The following is a 16254-nucleotide window of genomic DNA, read 5'->3' as shown; positions in this document are numbered from 1 at the left end:
GTCCGCAACGACGGAGACAACTAATGCCCACCTTCTACGACAAGACCTTCGCCTCCCGCCTCCTCATCGGCACCGCGCTCTATCCCTCGCCTGCCATCATGCAGGATGCGATCCGCGCCTCGGGCGCCCAGATCGTCACCGTGTCGCTGCGGCGCGAGGCCGCGGGCGGCAAGACCGGCGACGCGTTCTGGAAGCTGATCAACGCGCTCGACGTCACCGTGCTGCCGAACACCGCCGGCTGCCGCAGCGTGCGCGAGGCGGTGACGACGGCGAAGCTCGCGCGCGAATTGTTCGGCACGAGCTGGATCAAGCTCGAAGTCATCGGCGACAACGACACCCTGCAGCCCGACGTGGTCGGTCTCGTCGAAGCCGCTGATATCCTGATCAAGGACGGTTTCGAGGTCTTCCCCTACTGCACCGAGGATCTCACGGTCGCGATGCGGCTGGTCGATGCCGGCTGCAAGGTCGTGATGCCCTGGGCGGCGCCGATCGGCTCGGCCAAGGGCATCACCAATCGCGATGCGCTGAAGCTGCTGCGCGACCGCCTGCCCGACGTCACCCTGGTCGTCGACGCCGGCCTGGGCGCGCCGAGCCACGCGGCAGAGGCGCTCGAGCTCGGCTACGACGCCGTGCTGCTCAACACCGCGGTGGCAAAAGCCGCCGACCCGGTCGCGATGGCCCGCGCCTTCCGGCTCGGGGTCGAGGCCGGCCGCACCGCCTACGAGGCCGGGCTGATGGACGCCCGCGATTTCGCCTCGCCCTCCACTCCTGTCGTTGGGACCCCGTTCTGGCATGCCGTATCCTGATCGCTTCTATCCCGTCGTCGACAGCCTCGCCTGGGTCGAGCGCCTGACCAAGCTCGGCGTCGGCACCGTGCAGTTGCGCGCGAAAGACCTGAACGACGGCGAGGCGCTGCAGATCGTCACCGATGCGCTGGTGATCACCAGGGGCACCGCGACGAAGCTGATCGTCAACGACTACTGGCGCGCCGCCGTTGTCGCCGGTGCGCAGCACGTCCATCTCGGCCAGGAGGATCTGGCGGAGGCCGACGTCGTCGCCATCAAGCAGGCCGGCCTGACGCTCGGCCTCTCCACGCATGACGATGCCGAGCTGGAGACCGCGCTCGCCGCCGAGCCCGACTATGTCGCGCTGGGCCCGATCTTCCCGACGACGCTGAAGGCGATGCGCTTCGCGCCGCAGGGCGTCGCGAAGATCGGCGAATGGAAGAAGCGCGTCGGCACCATCCCGCTGGTCGCGATCGGCGGCATCAAGCTGGAGCAGGCCGCGGAGATCTTCGCGGCGGGCGCAGACTCCATCGCCGTCGTCAGCGACGTCACCCAGAACCCCGACCCCGACGCCCGCGTCCGCGCCTGGCTCGATGCGACCAGGGAGCCGGCCTGATGCGCGCAGGATTTGCGAATGCCTCTGACAGTGATTGGGCCCTGACGTCGCCCCGCTCTCCGTCGTTCCCTCCCCCCTTGTGGGGGAGGGCTAGGGAGGGGGGTAGCCCCGGGGGCGGTGGGTGCGGCTTACCCCCCTCCCCAACCCTCCCCCACAAGGGGGGAGGGAGCCTGAGCAGCGTGCCCCCCTCACAGCGCCAAATCATCTCCGCTCGGCATAAGCGGCGAGCCAATGTGAACCGCAACTCTCTCCACCGTCATTGCGAGCGGAGCGAAGCAATCCAGGGCCGCGCGTGCCGCCCTGGATTGCTTCGTCGCTCCCGCTCCTCGCAATGACGGCCCCCATTCACTCCGACAACAACAATTGAGAAGGAGGACCCCATGAACATCCGCTCCAATCCCGACACCACCCTGCCCGCCGTCACCACCGGCCCGCTGCCGTCCTCGCGCAAGATCTACGCCGTGCCCGACTCCGCGCCCGATTTGCGCGTGCCGCTGCGCGAGATCATTCTCTCCGAAGCCGCCTCCGAGCCCAACCTGCCGGTCTACGACACCTCCGGTCCCTACACCGACCCCTCCGTCACCATCGACGTCAATGCCGGCCTGGCGCGCGCCCGCTCCGCCTGGGTGCGCGAGCGCGGCGGCGTCGAGGAATATGTCGGCCGCGACATCAAGCCCGAGGACAATGGCAATGTCGGCGCCGACAAGGCGGCGAAGGCGTTCACCGCGCATCACAAGCCGCTGCGCGGGCTCGACGGCCACAAGATCACCCAGCTCGAATTCGCCCGCGCCGGCATCGTCACCAAGGAGATGATCTACGTCGCCGAGCGCGAGAATCTCGGCCGCAAGACCCAGCTCGCGCGCGCCGAGGCCGCGCTCGCCGACGGCGAGAGCTTTGGCGCCGCCGTCCCCGCCTTCATCACCCCGGAATTCGTCCGCGACGAGATCGCGCGCGGCCGCGCCATCATCCCCTGCAACATCAACCACGCCGAGCTCGAGCCGATGATCATCGGCCGCAACTTCCTCACCAAGATCAACGCCAATATCGGCAACTCGGCGGTGACCTCCTCGGTCGAGGAGGAGGTGGACAAGATGGTGTGGGCGATCCGCTGGGGGGCGGACACCGTGATGGACCTCTCGACGGGCCGCAACATCCACACCACGCGGGAATGGATCCTGCGCAACTCGCCGGTGCCGATCGGCACCGTGCCGATCTACCAGGCGCTGGAGAAGTGCAACGGCGATCCGGTGGCGCTGACCTGGGAGCTCTACAAGGACACCCTGATCGAGCAGTGCGAGCAGGGCGTCGACTACTTCACCATCCATGCCGGCGTGCGCCTCGCCTACATCCACCTCACCGCGTCGCGCGTCACCGGCATCGTCTCGCGCGGCGGCTCGATCATGGCCAAGTGGTGCCTCGCGCATCACAAGGAGAGCTTCCTCTATACGCATTTCGAGGAGATCTGCGACATCATGCGCAAGTATGACGTCTCGTTCTCGCTGGGCGACGGCCTGCGCCCCGGCTCGATCGCGGACGCCAACGACCGCGCGCAGTTCGCCGAGCTGGAGACCTTGGGCGAGCTCACCAAGATCGCCTGGGACAAGGGCTGCCAGGTCATGATCGAGGGCCCCGGCCACGTGCCGATGCACAAGATCAAGATCAACATGGACAAGCAGCTCAAGGAATGCGGCGAGGCGCCGTTCTACACGTTGGGGCCGCTGACCACCGACATCGCGCCGGGCTACGACCACATCACCTCAGGGATTGGCGCCGCCATGATCGGCTGGTTCGGCTGCGCCATGCTGTGCTACGTGACGCCGAAGGAGCATCTCGGCCTGCCCGATCGCAACGACGTCAAGACCGGCGTCATCACCTACAAGATCGCCGCCCACGCCGCCGATCTCGCCAAGGGCCACCCCGCCGCCCAACTCCGCGACGACGCGCTGTCGCGCGCCCGCTTCGAGTTCCGCTGGACCGACCAGTTCAACCTCGGCCTCGACCCGGACACCGCAAAGAGCTTCCACGACGAGACCCTGCCGAAGGAAGCCCACAAGGTCGCGCATTTCTGCTCGATGTGCGGCCCGAAGTTCTGTTCGATGAAGATCACCCAGGACGTCCGCGACTACGCCGCAACGCTGAACGATCCGGCCACGGTCGGCATGACCATCAGCGGCACCATCGCCGACGGCATGGCCCAGATGAGCGCCAAGTTCAAGGAAATGGGCGGCAGCGTATATCTGGACGCGGAGAAGGTGAAGGAGAGCAACAAGGCGTTGTGAGCGTTGCTGTAGACTGACGACTACGCACCACGTCCCAGCAAGATCTCTGGAGCGTAGTTGTCAGTTTTTCTTTTTCCTTGCCCGGCGCCTATCGCCATGCAACTATAAGGAGCAATCTAGCTGGATCATATCTAATGCCAGGTTCTGAGAACGACAAATTTTTTCGATCAACCTTACTGGCACCGCAAGCTTTACTGCTTATCGGGATCATTCTGCTTACATTTCTATGTGACTACTGGGCCAACAATACTCAACCTGAAATAATGACCGAACGGGCAACGTCCGTTATTAGCAAAGGCGGACCTTTTATCCTATTTATGATGCCATACTTTTTAATTTTCGTGATGAGAGATCGCTTATTCAATTTATTGGAGAAGTTAGCTGAACGCCTGAACTTGCTTCGCAGGAAACGCTCGCCCTCCGATCGCCTTTATAGGTTAGACAGGAAAGACATGCGGGAGCAGACGTTTGCTTTTAGAGCCTTTCGCAGAATCTTAGAAGAACTTGAGAGTTACTTCCAGAAGGCCTCAAGCCTCCTTTTAAGACCTCTTTTCTTGTCCCTTTCATCGCTACGCGCTTGGCTAAATAGCCTATATCCAAGCCATGCTAAAAAGAAACGGATCGACAATAAACAGTCACACATCGTAGCCGAGAACTACCTAAAGGATCTAAGCCGCCCCCTGGCGCTTGGCACATTTGGATTATTTCTTCTTTTTTTTCGGGCTATTGCGAATAATAGCAATACAGAGGCCGCCGTTATTGGAACAGTGATAGCAACACTTTGCTTCCACATAGCGCTGACCAAGTATCGAGTTAGCCGAGGAGTATTTGGCTCGAATGATCAAGAAGCTCTGGAACTGATCGAGTATATCATTGAGAAAACGAAGCGAGACGGCGTACCACCCGGCTCAAAAGTCTCCAATCCACTTAGACACCGAGTCACGGAAACATCACCCGAGTCTGAAGCGATAGGCGTCAAGACATGAATTTTGATGCATCCGCGACCTGGAGGCTCATAACTCGCGCATTTGGAACAAACTATCCGATGCGACTGGCCATCGGGATTTCCTTAGCATGTTTAGTACACACAGTGGTTCGAGTTTTTGCCAAGGCATTGCCAGAAAGCAATATCTGGCAAGCCCTTAATGAATTTGGGACTACTTGGTACATATTGATTATCGCCCCCCTTTTGTTCGTTTCCATAGTCTTCGGAAAGCAAGGCGCGCCTGAAGGGGCAATCCAGCAGATCAACACGATCAAAGCCCTGATATCCGAGGGCGGCTTCAATTCGAGCCAACGCGTAATGATCTGGAGGTCGATAGTAGACAAATATCTAACGGCGCTACGCCCTGATCTGTGGGGAAAGCCGGATTTGGGAAGGATTTTTGACGAAGTCAAAAATGACTTTACGCCCGGCGAAGGCCACTCGTAGGCGATGGGGTTCAACGTCTTATCGAGTCGACGATCATCGTCTCAACTATCTGCCTTTTAGGCTCTTTCCCAATTTTCAGTATCTCGATTTAGATTCGCAATGGCCTTGGCCCGGCAGCGAAACCAGCGGCTTAGTGGCGCCATGTGTTGTCCGAAGACGTTTATTGAGACCGCGGGTTTCTTTCGATCGTGAAATCGTAGGATCGGCCAAGCGCTCGTCGCCCCCGCCAGACCTCGGCGCATGCGTTCTCGCCGCGGTTGGCAGGGCGGCACGCTTCAGCGCGCGTGTAGATCCAGCGCTTTCGATGATCGTCGTTGATTATTCAGCCAACGGGACGTCGTCGCCATTGTTTCTGGGTAGCCATTGTTTTTGGCGCCCCAACTCGACCTCTTGCGTCGCCTGCACTGCCTCCCCCTGCCGCCACCGGAGGCGACCTGCCTCATTTCATCGCAACCCTGCGTCGTCATGACACCCGCCCTGCTATTTCGCTGCTTGCGGATTATTTAATTTTTAAATAGGATTTAATAGTCCGAAACATTATCTCCGAAAATCTCACGATAAATGTTTTATCCATGGCCCTTTCATGCCCTGTTCCGCCTCGCGGCCGCCGCCACGGCGCCGTTGCGGGAGGCGATCCGGGAGGCCTTCCAGGCCCAGGTCTATCCGCTCGGCTACGTTCCCTCGCATGACGGCATGCGCGGGCTGATGACCCTGGGCGTCGTCACGGCGCATGTCTCGCACACGCTCGTGCCGGGCGCGGTGCTCTATATCGACCTGTTCTTCGTCGCCAGCGCCTATTACATCACCGGCCTGCTGCTGCGGGACATCGACAAGCACGGTCACATCAGGTTCCGGCAGTTCTATGCGCGGCGCTTCGCCCGGATCGTGCCGCCGCTGCTGCTGATGCTCGCCGCCTACCTGCTGTTCACCTGGCTGCTGCGGCCGCCATTCCTGCCGGCGGTGGAGCGCGCCGCGATCGCGCTCTCCTACATTTCCAACTACTGGTACGTGTTCGATCCGAAGACGATCGAGGACATCGGCCACACCTGGACCTTGTCGACCGAGGAGCAGTTCTATCTGCTGTGGCCGCTGACCTTCGTGTTCCTGGTGAAGCGCTTCGGCGTCACCTGGCGGCTGGTCGGCGCCATCTGTGCCATTGCGGCCGCGATCTGGGCCTGGCGCGTGGCGCTGGTGCTCGATGGCGCCGAATGGCGGCGGCTCTACACCGCGTTCGACACCCGCGCCGACGCCCTGATGGCGGGATGCGCGATGGCCGTCGTGCTCAGGCTGGTGCCGCACGGCGCCTCACCCGCGCTCGACCGGCTCTGGCCGAAGCTGGCGTGGCCGCTGCTGATCTATTGGGGCACGGTCACCTTCCTGTTCTGGCCGGCGGACGGACCGAGCATGAACTACTATCTGTTCGGCAGCATGGTGTGCGGCGTGCTTCCCGGCATCCTCGCGCTGACCATGCTGGCGCGCAGCCACGGCACGATTCTCCACCGCATCTTCGAATGGCCGGTCGCGCTCTTCCTCGGCCGGATCTTCTACGGCATCTATCTCTGGCACCTGCCGATCCTGAATTTCCTCGACAGCTACGGCGTGTGGTGGCCGCTGCGGCTCGCGATCGGGCTGCCGCTGTCGGTCCTGGCGGCCACGCTGTCCTACGCCTATCTCGAGCGCCACTTCCTGCGCCGGCGCGCGCGGCCGGTGGCCCCGCAGCCGCCCCCCATCGGCGTGGTCCCGGCTTTCGTCCCGACAGCGGGCTTCGCGGCGGACCTCAGGTTCTCCTCCCGCCAAGGCACCGAGACCGTCCGCCCCTGACGCTCGCGCCGACGTCGCCGACGTGACGGCGTCGGATGGCGGCGGCCGCAATCCATGCGGCGCGCCGCGCATCCGGTGAGGCTCCGTTCGCTGCCATCCGCCTCGTCAGCCGTGATCGCGCGCTTTTGCCGCATGATTCCTGCGCGGCTGCCTTCAAAATGAACGAGACCGCTCCGACATAGGGCCGGCCGCGGGCTGGGGCCAGTTTGTTGCCGGAGTTTTCACGATGCCTCGTTTCACCACAGTCTGTTTGGCCGCAGGCCTCGCCGCGGCCACCCTGCTGGCCGCCGCGCCGGCGCAGGCCGGCTACTACATCATCCGCTGGGACAATACCGGCATCTGCCAGGTCTGGAGCGAGGCCTTCGCATTCAAGCCGGTCGCATGGCCGTCGAGCTATCAGGTCATCAGCCGGCCGGTGCCGACGTTCAACGACGCCGTGACCCGGCAGATCAGGCTGCGTCAGCAGGGCCGCTGCACGCTCTGAGCCCGCGCCCGCCTGATGGCATCATGTGACGGCGGCATGTCGTCGTTCACATCCCGGACATCGCTGTGAATGACGGCACGCGCAAGCTTGCGTTGCGCACGCTTTTGTCGCACCACTTTCGCCTTGGTCCGGCCGCATGGCCGGTGGCCCGCGCGGGCGGGCGATTGTCGCTGTTCGTTTGAGGAGATTGATGATGCGTCGCCTGACCACGCTCGCCGCCGCCGCGGCCATTGCTGCCGCCTCGATCGTGCCCACCGCCTTCGCCGCGCCTGCGCCCAAGTCCGGCTACTACGTGATCCGCTGGGACAACACCGGCATCTGCCAGATCTGGAACACCGAGCTGCAGTCCAAGCCGGTGGAGTGGCCGTCGACCTACAAGATCGTGTCCAAGCTGGTGCCGACCTTCGTCGAGGCGACCAACATCCAGCTCAAGCTGCGCGACGAGCGCCGCTGCTTCCTGTAAGCGGCGTTCGCACACCGTCGTGCATGAGAGCATGATCCGGAAAAGTAGAAGCCGGTTTTCCCTCGCGACAAACGCCGAAGGCGTTTGCGCGGAGATCATGCTCAAACAAGGAGATGAGATCATGATGCGATTCCGTGGAATCGCATCATGATCTAGCGCCGGTCAGGCTGCGCTGACCGCGCTCGCCGGCATCGGCACGAAGCCTGGCAGATCCCTGATCCGCGCCAGCCACGCCTGCACGTTCGGGAACGGCGTCAGCGACACGCCGCCTTCCGGCGCGTGCGCGGTGTAGCTGAACAGCGCGACGTCGGCGATGGTCGGTGCCGCGCCGGCGAGATATGGCCGCGCAGAGAGCTCGCCTTCCATCACCGTGAACAGGCCGTGGGCGAGCTGGTGCGCCCTCACCATGTCCAGCGGCGCGCCGAACAGGGTCGCAACCCGCGCCGCCGCCGGGCCGAACGCCAGCGGGCCGGCCGCCGCCGACAGCCAGCGCTGCACCTGGGCCTGGCCGAGCGGATCGCGGGGCAGCCACGTCGCCGCGCCGTCATAGCGGCCGGCGAGATAGACCAGGATCGCATTGGAATCGGGGATCACGGCATCGCCGTCGACCAGCACCGGCACCTGGCCGAACGGATTGAGCGCGAGAAAGTCCGGCCGCTTGTGCGCGCCGCCCTTGAGGTCGACCTCGACGATCTCGCAAGGCAGGCCGAGCAAGCTCAGCATCAGCCGCGCGCGATGCGCGTGGCCGGAGAGGGCGAAATAATACAGACGACGTTGTGACATCAGGTGCTCCCGTGGCTTCCCGTCACATAGACCAGGGGCATCGCGGCAACAATGCAGCCCGCCGGCAACAGGCTGTTGCGGCGACCGCAACAATGCGACAACGACGCCATGGACCGCCTGCCCGATCAGCTCCAGCCCGGCCTGCGCCTCGTCTTCGTCGGCACCGCCGCGAGCGAACGGTCAGCCGCGACCGGACACTACTACGCTCATCCCGGCAACCGCTTCTGGCGCACGCTGCAGGCAATCGGCCTGACGCCGCGGCTGTACCAACCGCAGGAGTTTCCGGCGCTGCTGTCGCTCGGCATCGGCTTCACCGATCTGTGCAAGCTGGGCGCAGGCATGGACCACGTCGCGCTGAAGGCCGGCGTCGACCTCGCCGGTTTCGCCGATAAGATCCGGCACTATCGACCGGCGACGGTTGCCTTCACCAGCAAGAAGGCCGCAAGCCTGTTCTACGCCCGGCCGACCAGTGCGATCGCGCTCGGGCGGCAGCCGGAGCAGGATGATTTCCCGGTCGTGTTCGTGCTCGCCTCGCCCTCCGGCGCGGCCTCGGGTGCGTGGACGTTGCAGCCGTGGCGCGAGCTCGCGGCGCATGTCACCGGGATCGCGTCTAACGCAGCGCCTGTCACCGCAGTCGATGAGAATCGGTAGGGTGGGCAAAGCAGCCGCCCGCAGGGCGGTCGCGTGCCCACCGTCGATCAGCACACGCGACAGCAGGATGGTGGGCACAGCGCGTGATAGAGCCCGTCACTCCACCAGCGACGTGGCGCGCCTTTGCCCACCCGACACACCTCTGCGCGGTGCATGACGAGCAGCTTGTAACTCATCCCTGCGCCAGCGACGGTGCGGTTCAGGCATGACCAAGGGCCAAACAAGCATCGTTCGCCCGACGGGCAATCCGCGCATGCGCCCCATGCACCAACTGCCCGTCGTGTTAGTTTGCCGCAGGCATTAGCGCTTGTCATGTCGGGCAAATCAGGACGATGTTTTCGCTCAACCCGCCTCATGCAGAGGGACGTACGCGTCGTCACGATACGTGGAGGTGGGCCGCGGTGGACGTGATCGCTGCGCCGGACGAGCGCGAGTGGTCACGTACGGCGAAGTCGTGATGTCCTGATACCCCGACGCTGGTATCACGTGCGTGCTCATGCGGAAGCGTGACGCGTGCAATGGCGGCCAACAAGCCGGCGCGCCAGGGAGACCACGTATAAGCCGTCAAACCATGCGCGCAGGGAAGGCCGGGATGTCTCCGCCGAACCTGTGGTTCTGCCGCGTGCTTTTTGTTGCACGCGGACCATGGGAGCGGCGAGCTCCCGGCCTTCCCTGCCCCTCTCGATTTTCGACCGGGGCTCTCACGATGCATCCCTCGCGCACGCGGTGCGGCGAGAACGTGGAATCACGCGCTGCAGATGGACGATGTTGGCAGTCGCTCACCTCAGGAAAAACTGTCATCGCCCGTGCAGGCGAACGATGGCAACTCATCGCGCGGCACTGACCGAACACCACCGCAACTACCTGATCGTGATCGCCAGACCCGACAGATCGACGTTCGCCAGCAGCCCGATCTGCTCGCCCGACAGCTCCAGCACCGCGCCCTTCTGGTTGGTCAGAACGATGCCGCGCACGCCGCGGCCGACGGCAAGGCCCGCACCCGCGGCGCCGTAGACGCCCTCGACGTCGGACGGACGCCAGATGTTGCTGACGCGGCCGCGCAGCACCGTGCGCGAGCCGCCGAACACCAGGCCCCAGTCGAGACCGCCGGTCGACAGCGGATAGGCGCGGCCATGGAAATGCAACACGCCGCTGCCGCCGGAGCCGCCGATGATCCATCCCGCCTTGTAGATGGTCAGCGTGATGAAGCCGCCGTCCGCGCGCGCGGTGGCCGGCAGGACGGCGAAGGCTGCGGCCGTCAGCGCCACCAGCAGACCACGGACGAAGGATGCAATTCTCATGGATGAAGTCTCCAGCGAAGGGAATTGGGGCTTGAGGTAATTCGATGGCCGTGTGTGACGATCGTGCCCCACCAAGCGAATCGATCGGGCCGAATTTAGCCCTTTGCGCGGCACCGTGCATGCGCCGCCGCCGGTGTGTTCGAAATGACGCGCTCGCAGTGCAGAAAGCAGCGCAGGAACTTGGCGGTGCAAGACGTCAGCCGCCGGCATGGATGGGACGCGGACCCGCCGAGCCGCGATGGACCGCCGACGCCGGTCAAATGGGTCGAGACCCGCGCAGAACCAAGGCGATTTCGGGGTATTTGGCGCGTGCAAGGCCGCCGGGCGCCGGCGTTAAGGCCCCATTAACCTTGTCCGACCACGGTGATTTACGGGCTGGATGTTTAGTTGGTCTCGATGTTTGCGCGTCGTTTCTGTCGGCGCGGGCGTTGATCGGGAGGTGTTATGTCGCAAGAGTTGTCATCCGAAGCCGCAAGTCCGTCACTCGTGCCGCTTGCCATGCCACCGTCGCGCTCCGCGGCGGAAGTCCTGCCGCTGTTGATCGGCACGCCCCTGTCAGAGATCGAGCGCGAGCTGATCGTGCAGACCCTGGCGCGCTGCAACGGCAACCGTACCCACGCCGCAAGGCTGCTCGGCATGCCCGTGCGCACCTTGCGCAACAAGATCCGCAGCTACACGGCCGACGGCATCGCGGTGCCGGCCTACTCGGCCTGATCCGACGGCGGCCACGCGATATCCCATCGCGTGGAACTCATCAGGATGCGGCGCCGATTGATGTTGATCAATCGGCCTCGCAGCCCTGCTGCAATTGCTGCCGTCGTCGCCGCTCTGTTAGGCTTCGCTGCGAATCAAAGACGTGTAGCGGAGTTGCGGTAGTGGCAAAGAATCCGGCCGGACGCGGCCTGCAGGGCCCGGTGGGTCCACGTGGCCCGCAAGGGCAGCCCGGGCGGCGCGGACCGGATGGTCAGCGCGGCAAGCCGGGTCCCGACGGCAAGGCGGGTCCGCAAGGCAGGCCCGGCCCGCAGGGGCCGCGCGGCGAGGCCGGTCCGCCCGGCAAGCCGGGACCTGCCGGACCGCAAGGTCCGCAGGGCGAGCCGGGGCCGCCGGGCACCTTGCCGACGATCGATCAGCTGATGCCCTGGCTGGAGCAGATCTTCGCCGCCTATGACGACTACAAACGCGCGCGGGATCGCGAGGCGCATGAGCGCGAGGCCGAGCTGGTCGCGGTGCGCGACATCTTCGCCGCCACCACGCATGACGATGCGCTGGACGAGGCCTTCGAGGACGACGATCCGCACGAGATCGACCTCCCGAAGAAGAAGAAAAAGAAGAAGGGCAAGAAAAAGAAGAAGCACGAGAAGCACGCCGAGAGCCGCGACGACCACGACGACGAGGGCTTCTGAGCTTCGGCTGCGTCCGGGTGCGGCGGGCCTCAGCGCTGGCCGAACCTGGCCGCCGAGCGCTCCCGCGCCTTGGCCGCCTCGATCTCGCGGTCGCGCGGCGGCGCCTGGGTGTGCAGCGAGGTCAGGAGCCGCCGCGCGGCGTCGGCCACCTCCTCGACCGCCCGGGTGAAGGCGGCCTCGTTAGCCTGCGACGGCGCATTGAAGCCGGACAGCTTGCGCACGAACTGCAGGGCCGAGGCCTGGATTTCAGCCTCGGTCGCCGGCGGCTCGAAATTGAACAGCGTCTTGATGTTGCGGCACATGATGGGTCCCATCAATCCGGTACTGAACCAGGTCGCGGACCGTGCTATCATGCCCCCGACGCAGCCGGAAGAGCTGCGCTCGATCAGGGGGAGTCCATGTTTCGACCGCTTGCCGCCGTTTTTGCCGCCGTCATCGTTTTTTGCGCGCCGGCCCGCGCCGCCGACTATCCCGCCCCGAAGCAGGGCGACTTCGTCGTCAAGGATTTCAAGTTTCACACCGGCGAAACGCTGCCGGAGCTGAGGCTGCACTATACGACGGTCGGCGAGCCGAGCGGACAGCCGGTGCTGGTGCTGCATGGCACCGGCGGCTCCGGCGCAAGCATGCTGGTGCCGACCTTCGCCGGCGAATTGTTCGGCAAGGACCAGCCGCTCGACGCGAGCAAGTACTACATCATCATCCCCGACAGCATCGGCCACGGCAAATCGTCAAAGCCCTCCGACGGGCTGAAGACGAAATTTCCCGCCTATGACTATGCCGACATGGTCGATGCACAGCACCGCCTGCTGACCGAGGGGCTCGGCATCAAGCACCTGCGGCTCGTGATCGGCAATTCGATGGGCGGCATGCATAGCTGGGTGTGGGCCACGCGCTATCCGGAGTTCATGGACGTGGCGGTGCCGATGGCCTCGCAGCCGACCGAAATGGCGGCCCGCAACTGGATGCTGCGCCGGCTGATGCTGGAGACGATCCGCAACGATCCCGACTACAACGGCGGCAACTACACCGCACAGCCGCGCATGATGAAATACGCCGTCACGGCCTACGCCACCGCCTCGGCCGGCGGCACCGTCGCCTATCAGCTCGCGGCGCCGACCGCCGCCAAGGCCGACAAGCTGGTCGAGGAGCGGCTCGCCACGCCGATCTCCGCCGACGCCAACGACTTCATCTATCAGTGGGATTCCTCGCACGACTACAATCCGTCCGCCGATCTCGACAAGATCAAGGCGACCGTGATGCTGATCAATTCGGCCGACGACGAGCGCAACCCGCCGGAGACCGGCGTGACCGTGGACGCGATGAAGCGCGTCGCCAACGGCAAGCTCTTCCTCATCCCGACCTCGGCCGCGACGCGCGGCCACCTGACCACCGGGAATGCGAAGTTCTACGCCGAGCCGCTGCGCGACTTGCTGGCGACGGCGCCGCAGCGCGGCATGTAGATCGACGAAAGGGAGCAGCGCATGCGCAGGATGGTGGTGGCTGCTCTCACGATCGGCTCGCTCGCCTGCGCGACCGTGGCGGCCGCTTTCGACAACGGGCAGTTCGACAATGTCCCGCCCGACATTCGCGCGTGGTTCAAGAGCGTGATCGCGCCCAACGGCGTGCCATGCTGCGACATCTCCGACGGCCACCGCACGACCTATGACGTGCGCGACGGCACCTATTGGGTACCGATCGAGGGCCGATGGATGGCGGTACCGGAGCGCGCCATCATCCGCGACCGCGGCAACCCGATCGGCGAAGCCGTGGTGTGGTACGTCCATCACCGCGGCGACATCATCATCAGCTGTTTCGTTCCCGCCGATGCCGTGTGAGACGCTGGCGCGTGCGACTGCCACCAATGCGACTCGTTGGCGGTACGAGAAGTAACCTCCCGGGTTCGTGACCAGCTCCGATTGACCCAAGTCAACAGTCGCGGAAATCGGCCGAAATAGTGTACAGAATGTGTCATGCATGCACCTGAAGATTCCTAGTCGAGATGCCCAAGCGATTCCTCCACCGGTCTGCGGCCCGTCTGTGCCGCGCAGCTCTCGCGCTGGCTCTCGTCGTCGGGCCTTGCGCCGCGTCAGGCGATGATGAGCTGAAGCTCACGCCGAGCCAGGCGCAGAACCTCGGCGTGCGCGTGACGCATCCGATCTCCAGCCGGATGGACAGGACGCTGCCTTATCCCGCGCAGATCGTCATTCCCACGCCTCAGCTGTGGGTCGTCAGCGCGCCGGTCGCGGGGATGATCACCAACCTCGCCGTCGCCCGCGGCGATCGCGTGGCCGTCGGACAGCCGCTGCTTACGTTGGAAAGTCCGAGCTTCGTCTCACTGCAGCGCGACTACCTGCATGCGCTGGCCCAGGAGGGCCTCGCGGCTCAGCAGCTGAAGCGCAACGCCGACCTGTTCGAAGGCAAAGCCATCCCGCAACGCGTGCTGGAGTCGAGCCAGGCGGAAGCGCGCCAGGCCAGCATCGTCGTCGCCGAACGCCGGCAGATGCTGCACATCAGCGGTCTGTCCGACGAGGCGATCTCCCGGCTTAGCAGCGATGCGGCGATCAGCGCCACGCTTACCGTCACCGCGCCGCGTGCTGCGTCAGTGGTCGAGATCGCGGTATCGCCGGGCCAGCGCCTGGAGCAGGCCGCGTCCCTGGTGAAGCTCGCGCGGCTGTCGCCGCTCTGGGCCGAGATCGCGATTCCCGCGACCAACATCGGCGCGATCAAGACGGGCGCCAAGGTCGACATCGAAGGCTATGCGACACCGGGCCAGGTCATCCTGGTGTCCGAGACCACGGATGCCGCCACGCAGACCATTCTCGTCCGCGCCGAGATTCCCAACAATGGCGAGCTGCATTCCGGACAGATGGCGGCCGCTCGCATCGGCTTCATCTCGGCAGGCGAAAGCGCATGGGAGATTCCCTATAGCGGCCTCGTCCGTCGCGGCGAGCAGACCTCGGTGTTCGTCGCCACGGAAGGCGGTTTCCGGCTCGTCCCCGTGACGCTGCTCGCGGAGGATCAGGATCACGTCGTCATCGCCGGCCCCCTCACGGACAAGGACGAGATCGCCATCGGCGGCATCTCGGCGCTGCGCGGCATCCTCTCGCGACTGGGGCAGTAGATGCTGCAGCGGCTGGTCGCATTCGCGCTGTCGCAGCGGCTCTTCGTCATCCTGAGCACGCTGCTGGTGATCGGCGCGGGCGCTGTCGTCCTGCCGAGCCTGCCGATCGATGCCTTTCCGGACGTCTCGCCGGTCCAGGTGAAGATCATCATGAAGGCCCCCGGCCTGACGCCGGAAGAGGTCGAGCAGCGCATCACGGTCCCGATCGAGCTGGAGCTGCTCGGATTGCCGAACAAGAAGATCCTTCGGTCGGCGACCAAATATGCGCTGGCCGACATCACCGTCGACTTCGAGGACGGCACCGACATCTACTGGGCCCGCAATCAGGTGTCGGAGCGCCTCTCCAACATTTCGCGCGACTTCCCCGAGGGCGTGAGCGGCGGCCTTGCGCCGATCACCAGTCCGCTGGGCGAGATGTTCATGTTCACGATCGACAGTCCGGATCTGTCGCTGGCCGAGCGCCGGACCTTGCTCGACTGGGTCATCCGCCCGGCCCTGCGCACGGTGCCCGGGGTTGCCGACGTCAACGCGCTCGGCGGCTATGTTCGCGCCTTCGAAATCGTGCCGCGGAACGATGCGCTGGCGGCGCGCGGCATCTCGTCCGAGCTGTTTCGCAAGGCCATCGAGGCCAACAGCCGCAACGACGGTGCCGGGCGGGTCAACCAGGGCGAGGACAGCGCGCTGGTCCGCATCGAGGGCAGCATCCGCGGCATCGACGACATCCGCGCGATCATCGTCGACACCCGCGACGGAATCCCGATCCGGGTCAGCGACGTCGCGCGGGTCAAGATCGGCGCCCTCACCCGCTATGGCGCCGTCACGAAAGACGGCAAGGGCGAGACGGTCGAGGGGCTCGTGCTCGGCTTGCGCGGCGCCAACGCCGGACAATTGGTGCGCGACGTTCGGGCCCGGCTGGATGAGCTGAAGCCGTCGCTGCCGAGCAGCGTCACCATCAACGTGTTCTACGACCGCAGCCGGCTGGTCAACCGCGCCGTCGGCACGGTGGTCCGGGCGCTGGGCGAAGCCACGGTGCTCGTCGTCGTGCTGCTGCTGCTGTTCCTCGGCAATTGGCGCGCCTCGCTGGTGATTGCGCTCAGCCTGCCGCTCGCGATCGT

18 protein-coding genes are annotated in these 16254 nt (G+C 64.8%); 15 read left to right on the top strand and 3 right to left on the bottom strand.

What is annotated here, in order from left to right; translation table 11 throughout:
- Positions 1-23 precede the first annotated feature (23 nt).
- From QW845_RS26015 to QW845_RS25980, 8 genes are all read left to right on the top strand, one after another.
- Positions 24-806 (top strand): thiazole synthase, encoded by a 783-nt coding sequence (locus tag QW845_RS26015; RefSeq protein WP_315804372.1) that lies wholly within the window; start codon positions 24-26, stop codon positions 804-806.
- Positions 793-1401: a thiamine phosphate synthase gene (locus QW845_RS26010; RefSeq protein ID WP_315804371.1), complete on the top strand. Its 609-nt coding sequence runs from the start codon at positions 793-795 to the stop codon at positions 1399-1401. Before QW845_RS26015 ends, QW845_RS26010 begins: the two co-directional genes overlap by 14 nt.
- Positions 1402-1781: 380 nt before the next feature.
- Positions 1782-3680 carry a phosphomethylpyrimidine synthase ThiC gene (thiC, locus tag QW845_RS26005; protein WP_315804370.1) on the top strand — a complete coding sequence of 633 codons (1899 nt, stop codon included), beginning with the start codon at positions 1782-1784 and terminating at the stop codon, positions 3678-3680.
- 134 nt (positions 3681-3814) lie between these two features.
- Positions 3815-4666: a hypothetical protein gene (locus tag QW845_RS26000; RefSeq protein ID WP_315804369.1), complete on the top strand. Its 852-nt coding sequence runs from the start codon at positions 3815-3817 to the stop codon at positions 4664-4666.
- On the top strand, positions 4663-5112 hold the full coding sequence (locus QW845_RS25995; protein ID WP_315804368.1) for a hypothetical protein: 450 nt from the start codon (positions 4663-4665) through the stop codon (positions 5110-5112). Before QW845_RS26000 ends, QW845_RS25995 begins: the two co-directional genes overlap by 4 nt.
- A 561-nt stretch (positions 5113-5673) precedes the next feature.
- Entirely contained in the window at positions 5674-6933 is a 1260-nt protein-coding gene (locus tag QW845_RS25990; RefSeq protein WP_315804367.1) for an acyltransferase, read from the top strand.
- A gap of 226 nt (positions 6934-7159) precedes the next feature.
- Positions 7160-7417: a hypothetical protein gene (locus QW845_RS25985; RefSeq protein WP_315804366.1), complete on the top strand. Its 258-nt coding sequence runs from the start codon at positions 7160-7162 to the stop codon at positions 7415-7417.
- A gap of 193 nt (positions 7418-7610) precedes the next feature.
- Entirely contained in the window at positions 7611-7880 is a 270-nt protein-coding gene (locus QW845_RS25980; RefSeq protein WP_315804365.1) for a hypothetical protein, read from the top strand.
- 162 nt (positions 7881-8042) lie between these two features.
- On the opposite strand, the gene QW845_RS25975 is transcribed toward QW845_RS25980, so the two are convergent.
- Positions 8043-8663: a glutathione S-transferase gene (locus QW845_RS25975; protein WP_315804364.1), complete on the bottom strand. Its 621-nt coding sequence runs from the start codon at positions 8661-8663 to the stop codon at positions 8043-8045.
- Between the two features lie 108 nt (positions 8664-8771).
- Here QW845_RS25975 and QW845_RS25970 point away from each other — a divergent pair, with 108 nt between their 5' ends.
- A complete protein-coding gene (locus QW845_RS25970) occupies positions 8772-9314 on the top strand; it encodes a mismatch-specific DNA-glycosylase (protein ID WP_315804363.1) in 543 nt (180 codons plus the stop codon).
- A gap of 860 nt (positions 9315-10174) precedes the next feature.
- Here the strand turns inward: QW845_RS25970 and QW845_RS25965 are convergent.
- Positions 10175-10615 carry a hypothetical protein gene (locus QW845_RS25965; RefSeq protein ID WP_315804362.1) on the bottom strand — a complete coding sequence of 147 codons (441 nt, stop codon included), beginning with the start codon at positions 10613-10615 and terminating at the stop codon, positions 10175-10177.
- Between the two features lie 444 nt (positions 10616-11059).
- Between QW845_RS25965 and QW845_RS25960 the strand changes: the two genes are divergently transcribed.
- Together QW845_RS25960 and QW845_RS25955 are read left to right on the top strand one after the other, a co-directional pair.
- Positions 11060-11329, top strand: coding sequence for a helix-turn-helix domain-containing protein (locus tag QW845_RS25960; RefSeq protein ID WP_315755333.1), 270 nt, complete (start codon positions 11060-11062; stop codon positions 11327-11329).
- A gap of 161 nt (positions 11330-11490) precedes the next feature.
- Positions 11491-12018, top strand: a complete 528-nt coding sequence (locus QW845_RS25955) for a collagen-like protein (protein ID WP_315804361.1) — start codon at positions 11491-11493, stop codon at positions 12016-12018.
- A gap of 29 nt (positions 12019-12047) precedes the next feature.
- On the opposite strand, the gene QW845_RS25950 is transcribed toward QW845_RS25955, so the two are convergent.
- Entirely contained in the window at positions 12048-12320 is a 273-nt protein-coding gene (locus QW845_RS25950; RefSeq protein WP_315804360.1) for a DUF2277 domain-containing protein, read from the bottom strand.
- A 96-nt stretch (positions 12321-12416) separates the two neighbouring features.
- Between QW845_RS25950 and QW845_RS25945 the strand changes: the two genes are divergently transcribed.
- From QW845_RS25945 to QW845_RS25930, 4 genes are all read left to right on the top strand, one after another.
- The gene (locus QW845_RS25945; RefSeq protein WP_315804359.1) at positions 12417-13478 is read left to right on the top strand and encodes an alpha/beta fold hydrolase; all 1062 of its coding nucleotides are present in this window, start codon (positions 12417-12419) and stop codon (positions 13476-13478) included.
- A gap of 21 nt (positions 13479-13499) precedes the next feature.
- Positions 13500-13853: a hypothetical protein gene (locus QW845_RS25940; protein WP_315804358.1), complete on the top strand. Its 354-nt coding sequence runs from the start codon at positions 13500-13502 to the stop codon at positions 13851-13853.
- A gap of 164 nt (positions 13854-14017) precedes the next feature.
- Positions 14018-15139, top strand: coding sequence for an efflux RND transporter periplasmic adaptor subunit (locus QW845_RS25935; protein WP_315804357.1), 1122 nt, complete (start codon positions 14018-14020; stop codon positions 15137-15139).
- On the top strand, positions 15140-16254 hold a 1115-nt coding region (locus QW845_RS25930), incomplete at its 3' end, for an efflux RND transporter permease subunit (protein WP_315804356.1).

The organism is Bradyrhizobium sp. SZCCHNS3002 (assembly GCF_032377435.1).
In the GTDB taxonomy this organism is placed as follows: Bacteria; Pseudomonadota; Alphaproteobacteria; order Rhizobiales; family Xanthobacteraceae; genus Bradyrhizobium.
The sequence above is the reverse complement of the archived record's forward strand: the minus strand, read 5'-3'. Positions and strand labels throughout refer to the sequence as shown.

What these genes read in the sequence shown, in the direction of transcription:
- QW845_RS26015 (WP_315804372.1), top strand. Translation starts at nt 24, where the DNA reads ATGCCCACCTTCTACGACAAGACCTTCGCCTCCCGCCTCCTCATCGGC.
- QW845_RS26010 (WP_315804371.1), top strand. Translation starts at nt 793, where the DNA reads ATGCCGTATCCTGATCGCTTCTATCCCGTCGTCGACAGCCTCGCCTGG.
- thiC (WP_315804370.1), top strand. Translation starts at nt 1,782, where the DNA reads ATGAACATCCGCTCCAATCCCGACACCACCCTGCCCGCCGTCACCACC.
- QW845_RS26000 (WP_315804369.1), top strand. Translation starts at nt 3,815, where the DNA reads ATGCCAGGTTCTGAGAACGACAAATTTTTTCGATCAACCTTACTGGCA.
- QW845_RS25995 (WP_315804368.1), top strand. Translation starts at nt 4,663, where the DNA reads ATGAATTTTGATGCATCCGCGACCTGGAGGCTCATAACTCGCGCATTT.
- QW845_RS25990 (WP_315804367.1), top strand. Translation starts at nt 5,674, where the DNA reads ATGTTTTATCCATGGCCCTTTCATGCCCTGTTCCGCCTCGCGGCCGCC.
- QW845_RS25985 (WP_315804366.1), top strand. Translation starts at nt 7,160, where the DNA reads ATGCCTCGTTTCACCACAGTCTGTTTGGCCGCAGGCCTCGCCGCGGCC.
- QW845_RS25980 (WP_315804365.1), top strand. Translation starts at nt 7,611, where the DNA reads ATGCGTCGCCTGACCACGCTCGCCGCCGCCGCGGCCATTGCTGCCGCC.
- QW845_RS25975 (WP_315804364.1), bottom strand. Translation starts at nt 8,663, where the DNA reads ATGTCACAACGTCGTCTGTATTATTTCGCCCTCTCCGGCCACGCGCAT.
- QW845_RS25970 (WP_315804363.1), top strand. Translation starts at nt 8,772, where the DNA reads ATGGACCGCCTGCCCGATCAGCTCCAGCCCGGCCTGCGCCTCGTCTTC.
- QW845_RS25965 (WP_315804362.1), bottom strand. Translation starts at nt 10,615, where the DNA reads ATGAGAATTGCATCCTTCGTCCGTGGTCTGCTGGTGGCGCTGACGGCC.
- QW845_RS25960 (WP_315755333.1), top strand. Translation starts at nt 11,060, where the DNA reads ATGTCGCAAGAGTTGTCATCCGAAGCCGCAAGTCCGTCACTCGTGCCG.
- QW845_RS25950 (WP_315804360.1), bottom strand. Translation starts at nt 12,320, where the DNA reads ATGTGCCGCAACATCAAGACGCTGTTCAATTTCGAGCCGCCGGCGACC.
- QW845_RS25945 (WP_315804359.1), top strand. Translation starts at nt 12,417, where the DNA reads ATGTTTCGACCGCTTGCCGCCGTTTTTGCCGCCGTCATCGTTTTTTGC.
- QW845_RS25940 (WP_315804358.1), top strand. Translation starts at nt 13,500, where the DNA reads ATGCGCAGGATGGTGGTGGCTGCTCTCACGATCGGCTCGCTCGCCTGC.
- QW845_RS25935 (WP_315804357.1), top strand. Translation starts at nt 14,018, where the DNA reads ATGCCCAAGCGATTCCTCCACCGGTCTGCGGCCCGTCTGTGCCGCGCA.